The sequence below is a fragment of the Pseudomonas sp. B21-012 genome (assembly GCF_024749305.1).
GTDB lineage: Bacteria > Pseudomonadota > Gammaproteobacteria > Pseudomonadales > Pseudomonadaceae > Aquipseudomonas.
The window spans coordinates 5,319,011-5,334,518 of sequence record NZ_CP087197.1 but is presented as its reverse complement, the minus strand read 5'-3'; the positions used below and the strand labels follow the sequence as shown (position 1 = coordinate 5,334,518).

At 57.6% G+C, this 15,508-nt stretch carries 20 protein-coding genes; 19 read left to right on the top strand and 1 reads right to left on the bottom strand.

Translation table 11 applies throughout. The features are described from left to right. Positions 1-28 precede the first annotated feature (28 nt). The 15 genes from rpsH to bfr all read left to right on the top strand — a co-directional run bounded on the left by rpsH (position 29) and on the right by bfr (position 9,166). The gene (rpsH, locus tag LOY37_RS24500; protein ID WP_010220313.1) at positions 29-421 is read left to right on the top strand and encodes a 30S ribosomal protein S8; all 393 of its coding nucleotides are present in this window, start codon (positions 29-31) and stop codon (positions 419-421) included. A gap of 12 nt (positions 422-433) precedes the next feature. Beyond that, on the top strand, positions 434-967 hold the full coding sequence (rplF, locus tag LOY37_RS24495; RefSeq protein WP_010220314.1) for a 50S ribosomal protein L6: 534 nt from the start codon (positions 434-436) through the stop codon (positions 965-967). 10 nt (positions 968-977) lie between these two features. Continuing rightward, a complete protein-coding gene (rplR, locus tag LOY37_RS24490; protein ID WP_009397496.1) occupies positions 978-1,328 on the top strand; it encodes a 50S ribosomal protein L18 in 351 nt (116 codons plus the stop codon). Positions 1,329-1,331: 3 nt separating this feature from the next. Beyond that, the gene (rpsE, locus tag LOY37_RS24485; protein WP_010220316.1) at positions 1,332-1,832 is read left to right on the top strand and encodes a 30S ribosomal protein S5; all 501 of its coding nucleotides are present in this window, start codon (positions 1,332-1,334) and stop codon (positions 1,830-1,832) included. A gap of 2 nt (positions 1,833-1,834) precedes the next feature. Continuing rightward, positions 1,835-2,011, top strand: coding sequence for a 50S ribosomal protein L30 (gene rpmD / locus LOY37_RS24480; RefSeq protein ID WP_010220317.1), 177 nt, complete (start codon positions 1,835-1,837; stop codon positions 2,009-2,011). A gap of 3 nt (positions 2,012-2,014) precedes the next feature. Next, a complete protein-coding gene (gene rplO, locus LOY37_RS24475) occupies positions 2,015-2,449 on the top strand; it encodes a 50S ribosomal protein L15 (RefSeq protein ID WP_010220318.1) in 435 nt (144 codons plus the stop codon). Then, entirely contained in the window at positions 2,450-3,781 is a 1,332-nt protein-coding gene (secY, locus tag LOY37_RS24470) for a preprotein translocase subunit SecY (RefSeq protein WP_010220319.1), read from the top strand. It begins immediately after the preceding gene. Between the two features lie 28 nt (positions 3,782-3,809). After that, positions 3,810-3,926 carry a 50S ribosomal protein L36 gene (rpmJ, locus tag LOY37_RS24465; protein WP_002555468.1) on the top strand — a complete coding sequence of 39 codons (117 nt, stop codon included), beginning with the start codon at positions 3,810-3,812 and terminating at the stop codon, positions 3,924-3,926. A gap of 131 nt (positions 3,927-4,057) precedes the next feature. Further along, complete coding sequence (rpsM, locus tag LOY37_RS24460; RefSeq protein WP_010220320.1) at positions 4,058-4,414, top strand: 30S ribosomal protein S13; 357 nt, start codon at positions 4,058-4,060, stop codon at positions 4,412-4,414. 30 nt (positions 4,415-4,444) lie between these two features. Beyond that, positions 4,445-4,834 (top strand): 30S ribosomal protein S11, encoded by a 390-nt coding sequence (gene rpsK, locus LOY37_RS24455; RefSeq protein ID WP_002555466.1) that lies wholly within the window; start codon positions 4,445-4,447, stop codon positions 4,832-4,834. A 15-nt stretch (positions 4,835-4,849) separates the two neighbouring features. Next, the gene (rpsD, locus tag LOY37_RS24450; protein ID WP_010220321.1) at positions 4,850-5,470 is read left to right on the top strand and encodes a 30S ribosomal protein S4; all 621 of its coding nucleotides are present in this window, start codon (positions 4,850-4,852) and stop codon (positions 5,468-5,470) included. Between the two features lie 22 nt (positions 5,471-5,492). Beyond that, positions 5,493-6,494, top strand: coding sequence for a DNA-directed RNA polymerase subunit alpha (locus tag LOY37_RS24445; protein WP_003186012.1), 1,002 nt, complete (start codon positions 5,493-5,495; stop codon positions 6,492-6,494). A gap of 43 nt (positions 6,495-6,537) precedes the next feature. Continuing rightward, on the top strand, positions 6,538-6,924 hold the full coding sequence (gene rplQ, locus LOY37_RS24440; protein WP_002555463.1) for a 50S ribosomal protein L17: 387 nt from the start codon (positions 6,538-6,540) through the stop codon (positions 6,922-6,924). 173 nt (positions 6,925-7,097) lie between these two features. Continuing rightward, the gene (locus LOY37_RS24435; RefSeq protein WP_258715916.1) at positions 7,098-8,546 is read left to right on the top strand and encodes a catalase; all 1,449 of its coding nucleotides are present in this window, start codon (positions 7,098-7,100) and stop codon (positions 8,544-8,546) included. Positions 8,547-8,701: 155 nt separating this feature from the next. After that, positions 8,702-9,166, top strand: a complete 465-nt coding sequence (gene bfr, locus LOY37_RS24430; RefSeq protein ID WP_045200027.1) for a bacterioferritin — start codon at positions 8,702-8,704, stop codon at positions 9,164-9,166. Positions 9,167-9,226: 60 nt separating this feature from the next. On the opposite strand, the gene uvrA is transcribed toward bfr, so the two are convergent. Then, positions 9,227-12,061: an excinuclease ABC subunit UvrA gene (uvrA, locus tag LOY37_RS24425; RefSeq protein WP_045200024.1), complete on the bottom strand. Its 2,835-nt coding sequence runs from the start codon at positions 12,059-12,061 to the stop codon at positions 9,227-9,229. 129 nt (positions 12,062-12,190) lie between these two features. Between uvrA and LOY37_RS24420 the strand changes: the two genes are divergently transcribed. The 4 genes from LOY37_RS24420 to LOY37_RS24405 all read left to right on the top strand — a co-directional run bounded on the left by LOY37_RS24420 (position 12,191) and on the right by LOY37_RS24405 (position 15,506). Then, on the top strand, positions 12,191-13,585 hold the full coding sequence (locus LOY37_RS24420; protein ID WP_045200021.1) for an MFS transporter: 1,395 nt from the start codon (positions 12,191-12,193) through the stop codon (positions 13,583-13,585). Between the two features lie 9 nt (positions 13,586-13,594). Then, complete coding sequence (locus LOY37_RS24415) at positions 13,595-14,107, top strand: single-stranded DNA-binding protein (protein WP_045200019.1); 513 nt, start codon at positions 13,595-13,597, stop codon at positions 14,105-14,107. 251 nt (positions 14,108-14,358) lie between these two features. Next, on the top strand, positions 14,359-14,550 hold the full coding sequence (locus LOY37_RS24410; protein WP_258715915.1) for a hypothetical protein: 192 nt from the start codon (positions 14,359-14,361) through the stop codon (positions 14,548-14,550). A gap of 182 nt (positions 14,551-14,732) precedes the next feature. After that, on the top strand, positions 14,733-15,506 hold the full coding sequence (locus tag LOY37_RS24405; RefSeq protein WP_258715914.1) for a site-specific integrase: 774 nt from the start codon (positions 14,733-14,735) through the stop codon (positions 15,504-15,506). The last annotated feature ends 2 nt before the right edge of the window (positions 15,507-15,508 follow it).

Sequence of the window (15,508 nt, the reverse complement as noted above, 5' to 3'; positions counted from 1 at the left end):
TTTTTCTTGTATCAGGAGCGTCTAGCCCATGAGTATGCAGGACCCGTTAGCGGACATGCTAACTCGCATCCGTAATGCCCAGATGGCTGAAAAGTCCGTCGTAAGCATGCCTTCGTCGACTCTGAAGGTTGCGGTAGCCAAAGTTCTGAAAGATGAAGGTTACATCGCTGGCTACCAAGTCAGCAGCGAAGTAAAACCATCGCTTTCCATCGAGCTGAAATACTTCGAAGGCCGTCCGGTCATCGAGGAAGTCAAGCGCGTAAGTCGTCCAGGCCTGCGTCAGTACAAGTCCGTCGAAGAACTGCCGAAAGTACGTGGCGGTCTGGGCGTGTCTATCGTCTCCACCAACAAAGGTGTGATGACTGATCGTGCTGCGCGCGCTGCCGGTGTCGGCGGCGAAGTTCTCTGCACAGTGTTCTAAGGGGGGATAAGCATGTCTCGCGTCGCTAAGAACCCCGTTAAGCTGCCAGCCGGTGTCGAAGTCAAATTCGTCGGCCAACAGCTTTCGGTGAAGGGTGCCAAGGGCACTCTCGAACTGAACGTTCACTCGTCGGTTGAAATCGTTGAAGAAGCTGGTGAGCTGCGTTTCGCTGCTCGCAATGGCGATCAACAAACTCGCGCTATGGCCGGTACTACCCGCGCCCTGGTGAACAACATGGTCCAGGGCGTAAGCCAAGGCTTCGAGCGTAAGCTCCAGCTGGTCGGTGTTGGTTACAAAGCACAAGCCAAAGGCACCGTGCTGAACCTGGCACTCGGCTTCTCGCATCCAGTGGATTACGAACTGCCGGCCGGTATCACCGCAGAGACCCCAAGCCAGACCGATATCCTGATCAAGGGTATCGACAAGCAGCTGGTAGGTCAGGTGGCCGCTGAAATCCGCGACTTCCGTCCACCAGAGCCGTACAAAGGCAAGGGTGTGCGTTACGCGGACGAAGTCGTCCGTCGTAAAGAAGCCAAGAAGAAGTAGGGCCTAGCAAATGACCGACAAAAAAGTTACTCGACTGCGTCGCGCTCGCAAAGCACGCCTGAAAATGCACGAACTCGAAGTCGTGCGTCTCTGCGTGTTCCGCTCCTCGCAGCACATCTACGCCCAGGTCATTTCGGCCGACGGCAGCAAGGTTCTGGCCAGTGCCTCGACCTTGGACAAAGAACTGCGTGATGGTGCCACCGGCAACATCGACGCGGCCACTAAGGTTGGCAAGCTGGTAGCTGAGCGCGCGAAAGCCGCCGGTGTATCTCAAGTTGCCTTTGACCGTTCCGGCTTCAAGTACCATGGCCGCGTCAAAGCGCTGGCTGATGCTGCTCGTGAAGGCGGGCTGGAGTTCTAAGTTATGGCAAATAACGATCAAAAGCGCGACGAAGGCTACATCGAGAAGCTGGTTCAAGTTAACCGCGTTGCTAAAACCGTCAAAGGCGGCCGTATCTTCACTTTCACCGCGTTGACCGTGGTGGGTGATGGTAAAGGTCGTGTTGGCTTCGGCCGTGGCAAATCGCGCGAAGTACCTGCTGCGATCCAGAAAGCCATGGAAGCTGCCCGTCGCAACATGATTCAGGTAGACCTGAACGGCACTACTCTGCAGTACGCCACCAAGTCCGCCCATGGCGCGTCGAAGGTGTACATGCAGCCTGCCTCGGAAGGTACCGGTATCATCGCCGGTGGCGCAATGCGTGCCGTCCTGGAAGTTGCTGGCGTTCAGAACGTCCTGGCCAAGTGCTACGGCTCGACCAACCCAGTGAACGTGGTTCATGCCACTTTCAAGGGTCTGAAGGCTATGCAATCTCCTGAGTCCATTGCTGCCAAGCGCGGCAAGAGCGTTGAGGAGATCCGCTGATCATGGCTACCGTTAAAGTAACGCTGATCAAAAGCACCGCCGGCCGTCTCCCTAACCACAAACTGTGTGTTAAGGGTCTGGGTCTGCGCCGCATCGGTCACACTGTAGAAGTCCTGGATACTCCCGAGAATCGCGGGATGATCAACAAGGCTTACTACATGCTGCGCGTCGAGGGTTAATCGATGAAACTCAATGATCTGAGTCCAGCGCCGGGTTCCCGTCGCGAGAAGCATCGTCCGGGCCGTGGTATCGGTAGCGGTTTGGGTAAGACTGGTGGCCGCGGCCACAAAGGTCAGACCTCCCGTTCCGGTGGCACCATTGCTCCAGGCTTTGAAGGCGGTCAACAGCCGCTGCACCGTCGTCTGCCGAAATTCGGCTTCGTTTCCCTGAAAGCCATGGACCGCGCAGAAGTGCGTCTGTCCGAGCTGGCCAAAGTGGAAGGCGACGTTGTCACCGTGCAATCCCTGAAGGATGCCAACGTGATTAACCAAAACGTACAGCGTGTGAAAATCATGCTGTCCGGCGAAGTTACTCGCGCGGTCACCATCAAGGGTATCGCAGCCACCAAAGGTGCGCGTGCGGCTATCGAAGCAGCTGGCGGCAAGTTCGAGGAATAAATGGCTAAGCAAGGTGCTCTCTCTTCGCTCGGCAAAGGCGGGATGTCTGAACTCTGGGCTCGTCTGCGTTTTCTGTTCCTGGCGATCATCGTCTACCGGATAGGCGCACACATCCCAGTTCCAGGTATCAACCCGGACCGGCTGGCGGAACTGTTTCGACAGAATGAGGGGACCATTCTTAGCTTGTTCAACATGTTTTCCGGCGGCGCGCTGGAACGGATGAGCATCTTTGCACTGGGGATCATGCCGTACATTTCGGCATCGATCATCATGCAACTGATGACCGCCGTCAGCCCGCAGCTGGAGCAGTTGAAGAAGGAAGGTGAAGCTGGCCGTCGCAAGATCAGCCAGTACACCCGCTACGGCACCGTTATCCTGGCGCTGGTCCAGGCCATTGGCATGTCCATTGGCCTGGCTGGTCAGGGCGTGGCGTTTTCTGCTGACTTTGGCTTCCATTTCGTTGCGGTGTCCACGTTCGTGGCCGGCGCGATGTTCATGATGTGGCTGGGCGAGCAGATCACCGAGCGCGGTGTAGGCAACGGTATCTCGATGTTGATTTTCGCAGGTATCGTCGCCGGTCTTCCGAGAGCAATCGGGCAGTCTTTCGAGTCTGCACGCACAGGCGATATCAACATTTTCGCCCTGGTCGCTATCGGTTTGCTGGCAGTAGCGATTATCGGTTTCGTGGTGTTCATTGAGCGTGGTCAGCGTCGTATCGCCGTTCACTACGCCAAGCGTCAGCAGGGCCGCAAGGTCTTCGCTGCGCAGACCAGCCACCTGCCGTTGAAAGTGAACATGGCGGGTGTAATCCCTGCCATTTTCGCGAGCAGCATCTTGCTGTTCCCGGCTTCGCTGGGTGCCTGGTTCGGTCAGTCCGAAGGTATGGGCTGGTTGCAGGACATCTCGCAGTCGATCGCTCCTGGTCAGCCGTTGAATATTCTGCTGTTTAGTGCAGGGATTATTTTCTTCTGCTTCTTCTATACGGCGTTGATGTTCAATCCGAAAGACGTAGCGGAAAACCTGAAGAAGTCCGGTGCCTTTATTCCGGGCATCCGTCCAGGTGAGCAGTCGGCGCGCTACATTGATGGCGTTCTGACCCGCTTGACCATGTTCGGTGCTCTTTATATGACGGCCGTGTGTCTGCTTCCCCAGTTCCTGGTGGTCGCGGCAAACGTTCCGTTCTACCTTGGCGGGACCTCGTTGCTGATTGTGGTAGTGGTTGTGATGGACTTCATGTCCCAAGTACAATCGCACCTCGTTTCGCACCAGTACGAATCCCTGATGAAGAAAGCCAACCTGAAAGGCTACGGTGGCAGCGGTCTGCTGCGCTGATTGACCCTTAAGGTTCGAGGAGTTGGTGATGAAAGTTCGTGCATCGGTGAAAAAGCTGTGCCGTAACTGCAAAATTATTCGCCGCGAAGGTGTCGTTCGAGTAATTTGCAGTGCGGAACCACGTCACAAGCAGCGCCAAGGCTGATTGTGATCTGCGCTACAAACCCAGCAGCTAGTGCGCTGCTGGGTTGATTATTTGTTTCTACAGCGATATTATCTCGCGCCCTATTTCTTGGCTTCCGGGGCGTAGGTAGCTGTCAATTGGAGTCCCACTGAATGGCCCGTATTGCAGGCGTCAACATTCCAGATAACAAGCACACTGTTATCTCGCTGACCTACATCTATGGTGTTGGTCGCACTACTGCACAGAAAATCTGTGCAGAGACTGGGGTCAACCCAGCCGCAAAGATCAAGGATCTGAGCGACGAGCAGGTTGAATCGCTGCGTACTGAAGTCGCGAAGTACATCACCGAAGGTGATCTGCGCCGTGACATCAACATGAAAATCAAGCGGTTGATGGACCTGGGTTGCTACCGCGGCCTGCGTCATCGTCGGGGTCTGCCAGTACGCGGTCAGCGTACCAAGACCAACGCGCGTACCCGTAAGGGCCCGCGTAAGCCGATCCGCAAGTAATCGCACCAGCGAATCGACAGGAATTTAGAAATGGCAAAACCTGCTGCTCGTCCTCGTAAAAAAGTCAAAAAGACAGTGGTTGATGGCATCGCCCACATCCATGCCTCTTTTAACAACACCATCGTGACCATCACCGATCGTCAAGGTAACGCTCTGTCCTGGGCTACCTCCGGCGGTTCGGGTTTCCGCGGTTCCCGCAAGTCCACCCCGTTCGCTGCTCAGGTAGCTGCTGAACGTGCTGGTCAAGCTGCGCTGGAATATGGTCTGAAGAACCTCGACGTCAACGTCAAGGGTCCAGGTCCAGGTCGTGAGTCCGCTGTTCGTGCTCTGAACGGCTGTGGCTATAAGATCGCCAGCATCACCGACGTGACGCCAATCCCGCATAACGGGTGCCGTCCGCCGAAGAAGCGCCGCGTGTAATCAGGAGACAGATAAATGGCACGTTACATTGGTCCAAAATGCAAACTGTCTCGTCGTGAAGGCACCGATCTGTTCCTGAAGAGCGGCGTTCGCGCTCTGGAATCGAAGTGCAACATCGAAGCAGCCCCAGGTATCCACGGTCAGCGCCGCGGTCGTCAGTCCGACTACGGCACCCAGCTGCGTGAGAAACAAAAAGTCCGTCGTATCTACGGCGTACTTGAGCGTCAATTCAGCGGTTACTACAAGCAAGCGGCCTCCAAGAAGGGCGCTACTGGTGAGAACCTGCTGCAACTGCTCGAGTGCCGTCTGGATAACGTCGTTTATCGTATGGGCTTTGGCGCTACTCGTGCCGAATCCCGTCAGCTGGTTTCGCACAAAGCGATCAGCGTAAACGGCAAGACTGTAAACGTTCCGTCCTACCAAGTTCGTCCGGGTGACGTGGTCGCGGTTCGCGAGAAGTCGCTGAACCAGCTGCGCATTGTTCAAGCCCTTGAACTGTGCGCCCAGCGTGGCCGCGTTGAGTGGGTAGATGTGGATGCTGCCAAGAAGTCGGGCGTTTTCAAGAACGTTCCTGCTCGCAGCGACCTGTCCGCCGACATCAACGAAAGCCTGATTGTCGAGCTCTACTCCAAGTAAGGGCTAGAAAATAGGTGCATCCATGCAGATTTCGGTAAATGAGTTCCTGACGCCCCGCCACATCGATGTGCAGGTCGTCAGTCCAACCCGCGCTAAAATCACGCTCGAGCCTCTCGAGCGTGGCTTTGGCCATACCCTGGGCAACGCGCTGCGCCGCATCCTGTTGTCCTCCATGCCTGGCTGTGCAGTAGTCGAGGCCGAGATTGACGGTGTACTCCACGAGTACTCGGCAATCGAAGGTGTACAGGAAGATGTCATTGAAATCCTGTTGAACCTGAAAGGCCTGGCTATCAAACTGCACGGTCGTGACGAAGTTACGCTGACCTTGTCGAAGAAGGGTTCGGGGGTGGTTACCGCTGCCGATATTCAGCTGGATCATGATGTCGAGATCGTTAACCCCGATCACGTAATCGCTAACCTGGCGTCGAATGGCGCCTTGAACATGAAGCTCACCGTAGCTCGTGGTCGTGGTTATGAGCCGGCCGATTCGCGTCAGAGCGATGAAGACGAAAGCCGCAGCATTGGTCGCTTGCAGCTCGACTCTTCGTTCAGCCCGGTTCGCCGTATCGCATACGTGGTGGAAAACGCCCGTGTCGAGCAGCGTACCAACCTGGACAAGCTGGTAATTGATCTGGAAACCAACGGTACCCTGGATCCTGAAGAGGCCATCCGTCGTGCCGCAACCATCCTGCAACAGCAGCTGGCTGCGTTCGTCGACCTCAAAGGTGACAGTGAACCAGTGGTAGTCGAACAGGAAGACGAGATCGATCCGATCCTGCTTCGTCCGGTTGACGATCTGGAATTGACCGTGCGTTCGGCCAACTGCCTTAAGGCGGAGAACATTTACTACATCGGCGACCTGATTCAGCGCACCGAAGTAGAACTGTTGAAGACTCCGAACCTGGGCAAGAAATCCTTGACCGAAATCAAGGACGTTCTGGCCTCCCGTGGTCTGTCCCTCGGCATGCGCCTCGACAACTGGCCGCCTGCAAGTCTTAAGAAGGACGACAAGGCGACTGCCTGATCGTCGTAATCACCGAACGTAGTGTTTGGTAAGGAATGAACCCATGCGTCATCGTAAAAGTGGACGTCACCTGAGCCGTACTAGCTCTCACCGTAAGGCCATGTTCCAGAACATGGCGGTGTCGCTGTTCGAGCACGAGCTGATCAAAACTACTCTGCCAAAAGCCAAGGAACTGCGCCGCGTTGCCGAGCCGCTGATCACCCTGGCCAAGGAAGACAGCGTTGCTAACCGTCGTCTGGCTTTCGACCGTACCCGTTCGAAAGAAATCGTCGGCAAGCTGTTCAACGATCTGGGCAAGCGCTATGCCACCCGTCAGGGCGGCTACCTGCGTATCCTCAAGTGCGGCTTCCGCGCTGGCGATAACGCACCTATGGCGTACGTCGAGCTGGTTGATCGTCCTGTTGGTGGCTCGGTTGAAGCTGCTGAGTAAGGCGAACAGTCTGTAACAAGAAACCGGGCCTAGTGCCCGGTTTTTTGTGTCTATATGTATTGTAATAATCTATTGATCTGAGTCAGGCAATAAATTTGTTGTTGTCATAGTTGTGGTCGATACTCCTCCCAAGCCGATTAGCCGGCCGTTCAAGACCGATAGGGAGAGAGAGCATGAGCCAGAACAAAATACTGACCACCGCCAGCGGCGCCCCGGTAGCCGACAACCAGAATTCGCGTTCGGCAGGCCCACGCGGCCCGCTGTTGCTGGATGACTTCCATCTCATCGAGAAGCTCGCGCATTTCAACCGCGAGAACATCCCTGAACGCCGCGTACACGCCAAAGGCTCGGGTGCCTATGGCACCTTCACCGTTACCCGTGATATCACCCAGTACAGCTGCGCCAAGCTGTTCAGCAACCTCGGCAAGCAGACCGAAACCTTCCTGCGTTTCTCCACCGTCGGTGGCGAGCGAGGGTCGGCCGACACGGAGCGCGACCCGCGTGGTTTCGCCCTGAAGTTCTACACCGAGGAAGGTAACTGGGACATCGTTGGCAACAACACCCCGGTGTTCTTCATCCGTGATCCGCTGAAATTCCCCGACTTTATCCACACCCAGAAACGCCTGCCGCAAAGCAACCTGAAAAGCGCACAGATGATGTGGGACTTCTGGTCGCATTCGCCCGAAGCGCTGCACCAGGTCACTATCCTGTTCTCCGACCGCGGCATTCCGGACGGCTACCGGCACATGCATGGTTTTGGCAGCCATACCTACAGCCTGATCAACGCTCAGGGCCAGCGCACCTGGGTCAAATGGCACTTCAAGACCAAGCAGGGCATCAAGAACCTGGCTCCTGCCGAGGCCGCGCGCCTGGCCGGCACCGATCCGGATTACGCCCAACGCGACCTGTTCGAAGCGATCGAGCGCGGTGACTTCCCGAAATGGGCCGTGTGCATCCAGGTCATGAGCGAAGAAGAAGCGGCCAGCCGCGACGAGAACCCGTTCGACGTGACCAAGACCTGGTCGCAGAAGGACTACCCGCTCATCGAGATCGGCGAACTGGAACTCAACCGCAACCCGCTGAACTACTTTGCCGAAGTCGAACAAGCTGCGTTTGGCCCGAGCAACATGGTGCCGGGTGTCGGCCTGTCGCCAGACCGCATGCTGCAGGGGCGCGTATTCGCTTACGCAGACGCCCATCGCTACCGCGTCGGTACCAACCACCAGCAACTGCCGGTAAACGCCCCACGCAGCCCGGTAAACAGCTACCAGCGTGATGGTTCTATGGCGTTTGGCAGCAACGGTGGTGCGGCGCCTAACTATGAGCCGAACAGCTACGCCAATGCGCCCAAGCAAGCGCCGCAGTACGCTGAGCCGCCACTGGCGCTCAACGGTGTCGCCGATCGTTACGATCACCGCGAAGACACCGACTACTACAGCCATGCCGGTGCGCTGTTCCGCCTGATGAACCCGGAGCAGAAGGCGCTGCTGATCAGCAACATCGCCGGCGCCATGGGCGGAGTTTCTGAAGAGGTGGTCCAGCGTCAGTTGCAGCACTTCTTCAAGGCCGATCCGGCCTATGGCGAAGGGATTGCCAAGGCTTTGGGCATAAATCTCGCCTAAGTCGAAGTGATAAGAAGAACCGCCCTCATTTGGGCGGTTTTTCAATGAATATCACTACCGTTTACCCGCTTTTTTGCACTTTTTTGCCCAATTCTCAGTGACCTTCCGGTCATCCTGGTTCAAACTATGACTTTCACACAGGGAGAGGCAGGGCGATGCAAGGTCACCCGGACGTAATCGATTATCTCAACACGTTGCTGACGGGCGAACTGGCGGCACGTGACCAATATTTCATCCACTCGCGGATGTACGAGGACTGGGGCTTGAGCAAGCTCTACGAGCGTATCAACCACGAAATGGAAGAAGAGGCACAACACGCCGATGCCCTGATGCGTCGTATCCTCATGCTCGAAGGCACCCCGCGCATGCGTCCTGATGACCTGGACGTCGGCACCACCGTGCCGGACATGATCGCCGCCGACCTGCGCCTGGAGTACAAGGTACGCGCCGCACTGTGCAAAGGCATCGAGCTGTGCGAACTGCACAAGGACTACATCAGCCGCGACATCCTGCGTCTGCAGCTGGCCGATACCGAAGAAGATCACACCTACTGGCTGGAAAAACAGCAGGGCCTGATCAAGTCGATCGGTCTGGAGAACTACCTGCAATCGCAGATGTAATTTTCCGGAGCAAAAAAAGCCCCGCCAGTGCGGGGCTTTTTCATTTGCGAGCGGGCCGAATCAGGCGCGGTCACGTTCCAGCAGCGGCTTGAGGTAGTAGCCGGTATACGACTGCTTCATCTCGGCCACTTGTTCCGGTGTACCGAAGCCGATGATCTGTCCGCCTTTGGAACCGCCCTCGGGGCCAAGGTCGACGATCCAGTCGGCAGTCTTGATCACGTCCAGGTTGTGCTCGATCACCACTACGGTGTTGCCGTGATCGCGCAGGCGGTGCAGTACATCGAGCAACTGCTGGATATCGGCAAAGTGCAGGCCGGTAGTCGGTTCGTCGAGGATGTACAGGGTCTTGCCGGTGTCACGCTTGGACAGCTCGCGTGACAGCTTTACCCGCTGCGCTTCGCCACCGGAGAGGGTGGTCGCCGACTGGCCGAGCTTGATGTAGGACAGACCGACATCCATCAGTGTCTGCAGCTTGCGCGCCAGCGCCGGTACCGCGTCGAAGAACTCGCGGGCTTCCTCGATGGTCATTTCCAGGACCTCGTGGATGTTCTTGCCCTTGTACTTGATCTCCAGGGTTTCGCGGTTGTAGCGCTTGCTCTTGCACACATCGCACGGCACGTAGATGTCCGGCAAAAAGTGCATCTCGACCTTGATCAGGCCGTCGCCCTGGCACGCTTCGCAGCGCCCGCCCTTGACGTTGAACGAGAAACGACCCGGGCCGTAGCCGCGCGAGCGCGATTCCGGCACGCCGGAGAACAGCTCGCGAATTGGCGTGAACAATCCGGTGTAGGTCGCCGGGTTCGAGCGCGGGGTGCGGCCGATCGGGCTCTGGTCGATGTCGACCACCTTGTCCAGGTGCTGCAGGCCATCGCAGCTGTCGTGCGGCGCCGCTTCCAGGGTGCTGGCACCGTTGAGGGCGGTGGCGCTGAGCGGGAACAGGGTGTTGTTGATCAGTGTCGATTTGCCGGAGCCGGACACGCCAGTCACGCACGTCAGCAGGCCGATCGGAATTTCCAGGTCGACGTTCTGCAGGTTGTTGCCGCGCGCGCCCTTGAGCTTGATCGAGAGCTTCTTGTTACGCGGCGTACGCTTGGCCGGTACGGCAATCTTCACTCGGCCAGACAAGTACTTGCCGGTCAGCGAGTCCGGATGGGCCATGACCTCGGCCGGGGTGCCTTCGGCGACGATCTGGCCGCCATGCACGCCGGCGCCCGGGCCAATGTCGACGACGTAGTCGGCCAGGCGAATGGCGTCCTCGTCATGCTCGACCACAATCACCGTGTTGCCGATGTCGCGCAGGTGATTGAGGGTGCCGAGCAAGCGGTCGTTGTCGCGCTGGTGCAGGCCGATGGACGGCTCGTCGAGGATGTACATGACCCCGACCAGGCCGGCGCCGATCTGGCTGGCCAGGCGGATACGCTGGGCTTCACCGCCGGAGAGGGTATCGGCGCTGCGATCGAGGGTCAGGTAGTCGAGACCGACGTTGACCAGAAACTGCAGGCGCTCGCAGATTTCCTTGAGGATCTTGTCGGCAATTTCGCCCCGGCGACCGGTCAGCTTGAGGCCACCGAAGTAACCGCTGGCATCGCCGATCGGCAGGCAAGTGACTGCCGGCAGGGTCTTCTCGCCGACCCACACGTGCCGCGCTTCACGGCGCAGGCGCGTGCCACGGCAATCCGGGCAGGGCTGGGTGCTGAGGAACTTGGCCAGCTCTTCGCGCACGGTCGCCGACTCAGTCTCGCGGTAGCGGCGCTCCAGGTTCGGCACGATGCCTTCGAACGGGTGCGAGCGCTTGACGATGTCGCCGCGGTCGTTGAGGTATTTGAAATCAACGTTCTGCTTGCCGCTGCCGTGGAGGATGACTTTCTGCTGCTCGGCCGGTAGTTCGCCGAAGGGGATCTCGAGGCTGAAGTCATAATGCGCGGCCAGCGAGCCGAGCATCTGGAAGTAATAGACGTTGCGCCGGTCCCAGCCGCGAATCGCACCTTCAGCCAGGGTCAGCTCGCTATTGACCAGGCGCTTGATGTCGAAGAACTGCTTGACCCCCAGGCCGTCGCAGGTCGGGCAGGCGCCGGCCGGGTTGTTGAAGGAGAACAGCTTGGGCTCCAGCTCGCTGATCGCATGGCCGCAGATCGGGCAGGCGAAGCGGGCGGAGAAGATCATTTCTTCGAACGGTTGGTCGTCCATCGAAGCGACCAGGGCGATGCCGTCGGCCAGTTTCAGCGCGGTTTCGAACGACTCGGCCAGGCGCTGCTGCAGGTCATCACGCACCTTGAAGCGGTCGACGACTACTTCGATGGTGTGTTTTTTCTGCTTGTCGAGCTTGGGCAGTTCATCGAGCTCGAACAGCTTGCCGTTGACCCGCGCGCGGACGAAGCCCTGGGCGCGCAGCTCTTCGAATACCGCCAGGTGTTCACCCTTGCGCTCGCGAATCACCGGCGCCAGCAGCATCAGCTTGCTGCCTTCGGGCTGGGCCAGGACCAGGTCGACCATCTGGCTGACGGTCTGCGCTTCCAGCGGGATGTCGTGGTCCGGGCAGCGCGGGGTACCGACGCGGGCGTAGAGCAGGCGCAGGTAGTCGTAGATTTCGGTGATGGTGCCGACGGTCGAACGCGGGTTGTGCGAGGTCGACTTTTGCTCGATGGAGATCGCTGGCGACAGGCCTTCGATGGTATCGACGTCGGGCTTTTCCATCATCGACAGGAACTGCCGGGCGTACGCCGACAGGGATTCGACATAACGGCGCTGGCCTTCAGCGTACAGGGTATCGAAGGCCAGGGACGACTTGCCGGAACCGGACAGGCCGGTGATGACGATCAACTTGTCCCGGGGCAGGGTCAGGTCGATGTTCTTCAGGTTGTGGGTACGTGCCCCACGAATCAGGATCTTGTCCACTGCGGCCTCGCTCGGCGGGCATAAACGGTTGAGTATACGGCTCCATGCCATTACGCGGCAAAGCGTCGCGTATATGCCGTTATGCGATGGGACTGGTAGAATCGCCGCCGGTTCACACGAGGTTTATCCATGCACGATCCCCACAGCGAACGCATGAGTGGCAGCGAGACCCGCGCCGCAGGCGGCCTGGCCCTGGTGTTCGCCTTCCGTATGCTGGGCATGTTCATGGTCCTGCCGGTACTGGCGACCTATGGCATGGACCTGGCCGGTGCCACCCCGGCACTGATCGGCCTGGCCATTGGTGCCTACGGCCTGACCCAGGCTTTCCTGCAGATCCCGTTCGGGGTGATTTCCGATCGCATCGGCCGTCGCCCGGTGATTTACCTGGGCCTGGTGATCTTTGCCCTGGGCAGCGTGCTGGCGGCCCAGGCCGACTCGATCTGGGGGGTGATTGCCGGACGCATCCTGCAAGGCGCCGGGGCGATTTCTGCCGCGGTCATGGCCTTGCTCTCGGACCTGACCCGCGAACAGCACCGCACCAAGGCCATGGCCATGATCGGCATGAGCATCGGCCTGTCGTTTGCCGTGGCCATGGTCGTCGGCCCGCTGGTCACCCGTGCCTTTGGCCTCTCGGGGTTGTTCCTGGCCACCGCGGCCATGGCCGTAGTCGGTATTGCGATCATTGCCTTTGTCGTGCCGCCGTCCCACGGCGCGTTGCAGCATCGTGAGTCCGGGGTCGCCAAGCAGGCGCTGATGCCGACCCTGCGCCACCCGGACCTGCTGCGCCTGGACGTGGGCATCTTCGTCTTGCATGCCATTCTGATGGCCAGTTTCATCGCTTTGCCGCTGGCTTTCGTCGAGCGCGGCGGCCTGCCGAAAGAAGAGCACTGGTGGGTGTACCTGACCGCCTTGCTGATTTCATTCTTTGCAATGATCCCGTTCATCATCTACGGCGAAAAAAAGCGCAAGATGAAACGTGTCCTGCTGGGCGCGGTCAGTGTGTTGATGCTCACCGAGCTATTCTTCTGGCTGTCAGCAGACAACTTGCACGAACTGGTGATCGGCACCGTGATATTCTTCACCGCCTTCAACCTGCTGGAGGCATCCTTGCCTTCACTGGTAAGCAAGGTGTCGCCCGCCGGCGGCAAGGGCACGGCCATGGGGGTATATTCCACCAGCCAGTTCCTTGGTGCCGCGTTGGGAGGAATTCTCGGTGGCTGGTTGTTCCAGCACGGTGGCCTGAGCACGGTGTTCCTTGGCTGCGCAGCGTTGTGTGCCCTGTGGTGGGTCGTGGCGCTGAGCATGCGTGAACCGCCGTACGTGACCAGCCTGCGCATGCCGTTATCGGCCGAGGCGGTACGGGAAGCGGGGCTGACCGAGCGGCTGATGGCCGTCCCGGGTGTGACCGACGCAGTGGTGGTGGCCGATGAAGCCGCCATCTATATCAAACTTGATACACAAATTTTGGATCGCACGACCCTGGAACGCCTGGTAAACCCGGCTTCCTCCGCGTGCGAAGCCTAGGAGAACGTTATGGCCCGTGGGGTTAACAAAGTCATTCTGGTCGGTACCTGCGGCCAGGATCCCGAAGTCCGCTACCTGCCCAACGGTAACGCCGTGACCAACCTGAGCCTGGCTACCAGCGAGCAGTGGACCGACAAGCAGACCGGCCAGAAGGTCGAGCGCACCGAATGGCACCGCGTATCGATGTTCGGCAAAGTTGCCGAAATCGCCGGTGAATACCTGCGCAAAGGCTCGCAAGTCTACATCGAAGGCAAGCTGCAGACCCGCGAGTGGGAAAAGGACGGCATCAAGCGTTACACCACCGAAATCGTCGTCGACATGCAGGGCACCATGCAACTGCTCGGTGGCCGCCCGCAGAATCAGGACGGCGCCCCGCAAGGCGGCAACAATTACAACCAGGCGCCACGCCAACAGGCTCCGCGTCCACAGCAGTCCGCGCCGCAACAGCGCCCGGCGCCTCAGCAGGCCGCACCGCAGCCGGCTCCGGACTTCGACAGCTTCGATGACGACATTCCGTTCTAGCCCGGACTAGAGCCATTTATGTAAAGAGTGATCTCTTAAATGGCTGAATAAAATCATCTTTCTAGATGATGAGCCTCCACGATTTGTAAAGATCTTGGAGGCTTTTTTTTGCTCGCTGAAAAGCTAGTGGAGAATTCCTGATAAACGGCTTTTGACAAGATGAGAAATCGCGCTAAACCGAAATGTAAACATTGAGGGCTTAGTCGATGAGAGTGGAGCAGATCATTTTTCCAACAGGGGAGCGGTTGCCCATGCTGCTGGATGACGATGATCTTCCTGTTCCACAAGCCTGTGAGTGGTTTCTCAGTCGCAGGCATCTCGAGATTAATACACTAATGCGTAACGCGAATGAAGTTATCGTCATTCATAAGTGGGCTAAAGGCGCCGATTTAACATATATGAGCGAATTCGATCAGGAATACAGTTTACTGAGGCTGATCTGAAAGGTCTTATTGAAGAGTTAAGTCGTCCGCAGCCAAATAGTAATAAGGTCGGAAAGCTTGCAGTAAGTCCTGATACGCGAAATAAGCGTATTTCAACGGGCTTAAAGCACATTCTCTGGTATATAGATGAACTAATTGTTCTTCCTGATACGTCAATAGAGTTGGCGGATCGGCTCAGTGCTATGCGCGCAAAGGTGGTGACGGTTTTTCAGGATTCTTATCAAAAGCCAGAAGGCAATCGTAAGTATCATAAGCATCTAACGCTAGCACAAGCCAGATTTGTTCAGGACGCACTAGACCCGGATGGCACAATTAAATTTGGTACGGACGAGCGTGGTCGAGTACGAAATTTTATCATGGTATGCCTGTTGCTATTCTTGGGCCTACGTATTGGCGAGCTCTTGAGTCTTCGGGTGCAAGATGTGAAATTTGGGCCCATAACCTATATCATGATTAAGCGGCGGGGGATGAGCAATCTAGATACCCGCAAAAGGCCTGCGCGTGTAAAACGACTCGAGCGCTTGTTACCACTTGACAATGCTCGGCTCGCTATCCTCTTAGATAACTACATGCTGGAAGATCGTGAGTGGTGTCTAAAGCATGGTGGGGTCAGCGATAGTGGATTTCTCTTTCTGAGTGATGAAGGGGCGCCACTGTCTTCTGATCGAGTGCAACATTTGTTCAGAGATCTTCGCAAGCGTTTTTCTAAAGATCTCCCAGCCCACCTAACGCCGCACTCGATGCGTTACACGTTTACGAACGCTGTTAATGCAGAGCTTCACAGTCAAGGGTTAAATGAGCAGCTCATTGAGAAGTACCTGGCGTGGCTGAGAGGTGATAGCTCGGTCAAGTCCCAAGACACGTATATCGATTTTGGAGAGCAGACGAAAGAGGCGGTAGCCCGTTATCAGGCACGTTTCGCAAGTGGGAGGAGTTCAAGCGATGTCCCTTTTTAGTT

Bases quoted from the DNA above. Each gene is read 5' to 3' on its own strand.
- LOY37_RS24410 (WP_258715915.1), top strand. From the start codon at position 14,359: ATGCTGCTGGATGACGATGATCTTCCTGTTCCACAAGCCTGTGAGTGG.
- rpmD (WP_010220317.1), top strand. From the start codon at position 1,835: ATGGCTACCGTTAAAGTAACGCTGATCAAAAGCACCGCCGGCCGTCTC.
- LOY37_RS24405 (WP_258715914.1), top strand. From the start codon at position 14,733: ATGCGCGCAAAGGTGGTGACGGTTTTTCAGGATTCTTATCAAAAGCCA.
- rplF (WP_010220314.1), top strand. From the start codon at position 434: ATGTCTCGCGTCGCTAAGAACCCCGTTAAGCTGCCAGCCGGTGTCGAA.
- LOY37_RS24415 (WP_045200019.1), top strand. From the start codon at position 13,595: ATGGCCCGTGGGGTTAACAAAGTCATTCTGGTCGGTACCTGCGGCCAG.
- LOY37_RS24445 (WP_003186012.1), top strand. From the start codon at position 5,493: ATGCAGATTTCGGTAAATGAGTTCCTGACGCCCCGCCACATCGATGTG.
- rplO (WP_010220318.1), top strand. From the start codon at position 2,015: ATGAAACTCAATGATCTGAGTCCAGCGCCGGGTTCCCGTCGCGAGAAG.
- rpsE (WP_010220316.1), top strand. From the start codon at position 1,332: ATGGCAAATAACGATCAAAAGCGCGACGAAGGCTACATCGAGAAGCTG.
- LOY37_RS24435 (WP_258715916.1), top strand. From the start codon at position 7,098: ATGAGCCAGAACAAAATACTGACCACCGCCAGCGGCGCCCCGGTAGCC.
- rpsK (WP_002555466.1), top strand. From the start codon at position 4,445: ATGGCAAAACCTGCTGCTCGTCCTCGTAAAAAAGTCAAAAAGACAGTG.
- bfr (WP_045200027.1), top strand. From the start codon at position 8,702: ATGCAAGGTCACCCGGACGTAATCGATTATCTCAACACGTTGCTGACG.
- secY (WP_010220319.1), top strand. From the start codon at position 2,450: ATGGCTAAGCAAGGTGCTCTCTCTTCGCTCGGCAAAGGCGGGATGTCT.
- rpsH (WP_010220313.1), top strand. From the start codon at position 29: ATGAGTATGCAGGACCCGTTAGCGGACATGCTAACTCGCATCCGTAAT.
- rplQ (WP_002555463.1), top strand. From the start codon at position 6,538: ATGCGTCATCGTAAAAGTGGACGTCACCTGAGCCGTACTAGCTCTCAC.
- rplR (WP_009397496.1), top strand. From the start codon at position 978: ATGACCGACAAAAAAGTTACTCGACTGCGTCGCGCTCGCAAAGCACGC.
- rpsM (WP_010220320.1), top strand. From the start codon at position 4,058: ATGGCCCGTATTGCAGGCGTCAACATTCCAGATAACAAGCACACTGTT.
- rpmJ (WP_002555468.1), top strand. From the start codon at position 3,810: ATGAAAGTTCGTGCATCGGTGAAAAAGCTGTGCCGTAACTGCAAAATT.
- rpsD (WP_010220321.1), top strand. From the start codon at position 4,850: ATGGCACGTTACATTGGTCCAAAATGCAAACTGTCTCGTCGTGAAGGC.
- LOY37_RS24420 (WP_045200021.1), top strand. From the start codon at position 12,191: ATGCACGATCCCCACAGCGAACGCATGAGTGGCAGCGAGACCCGCGCC.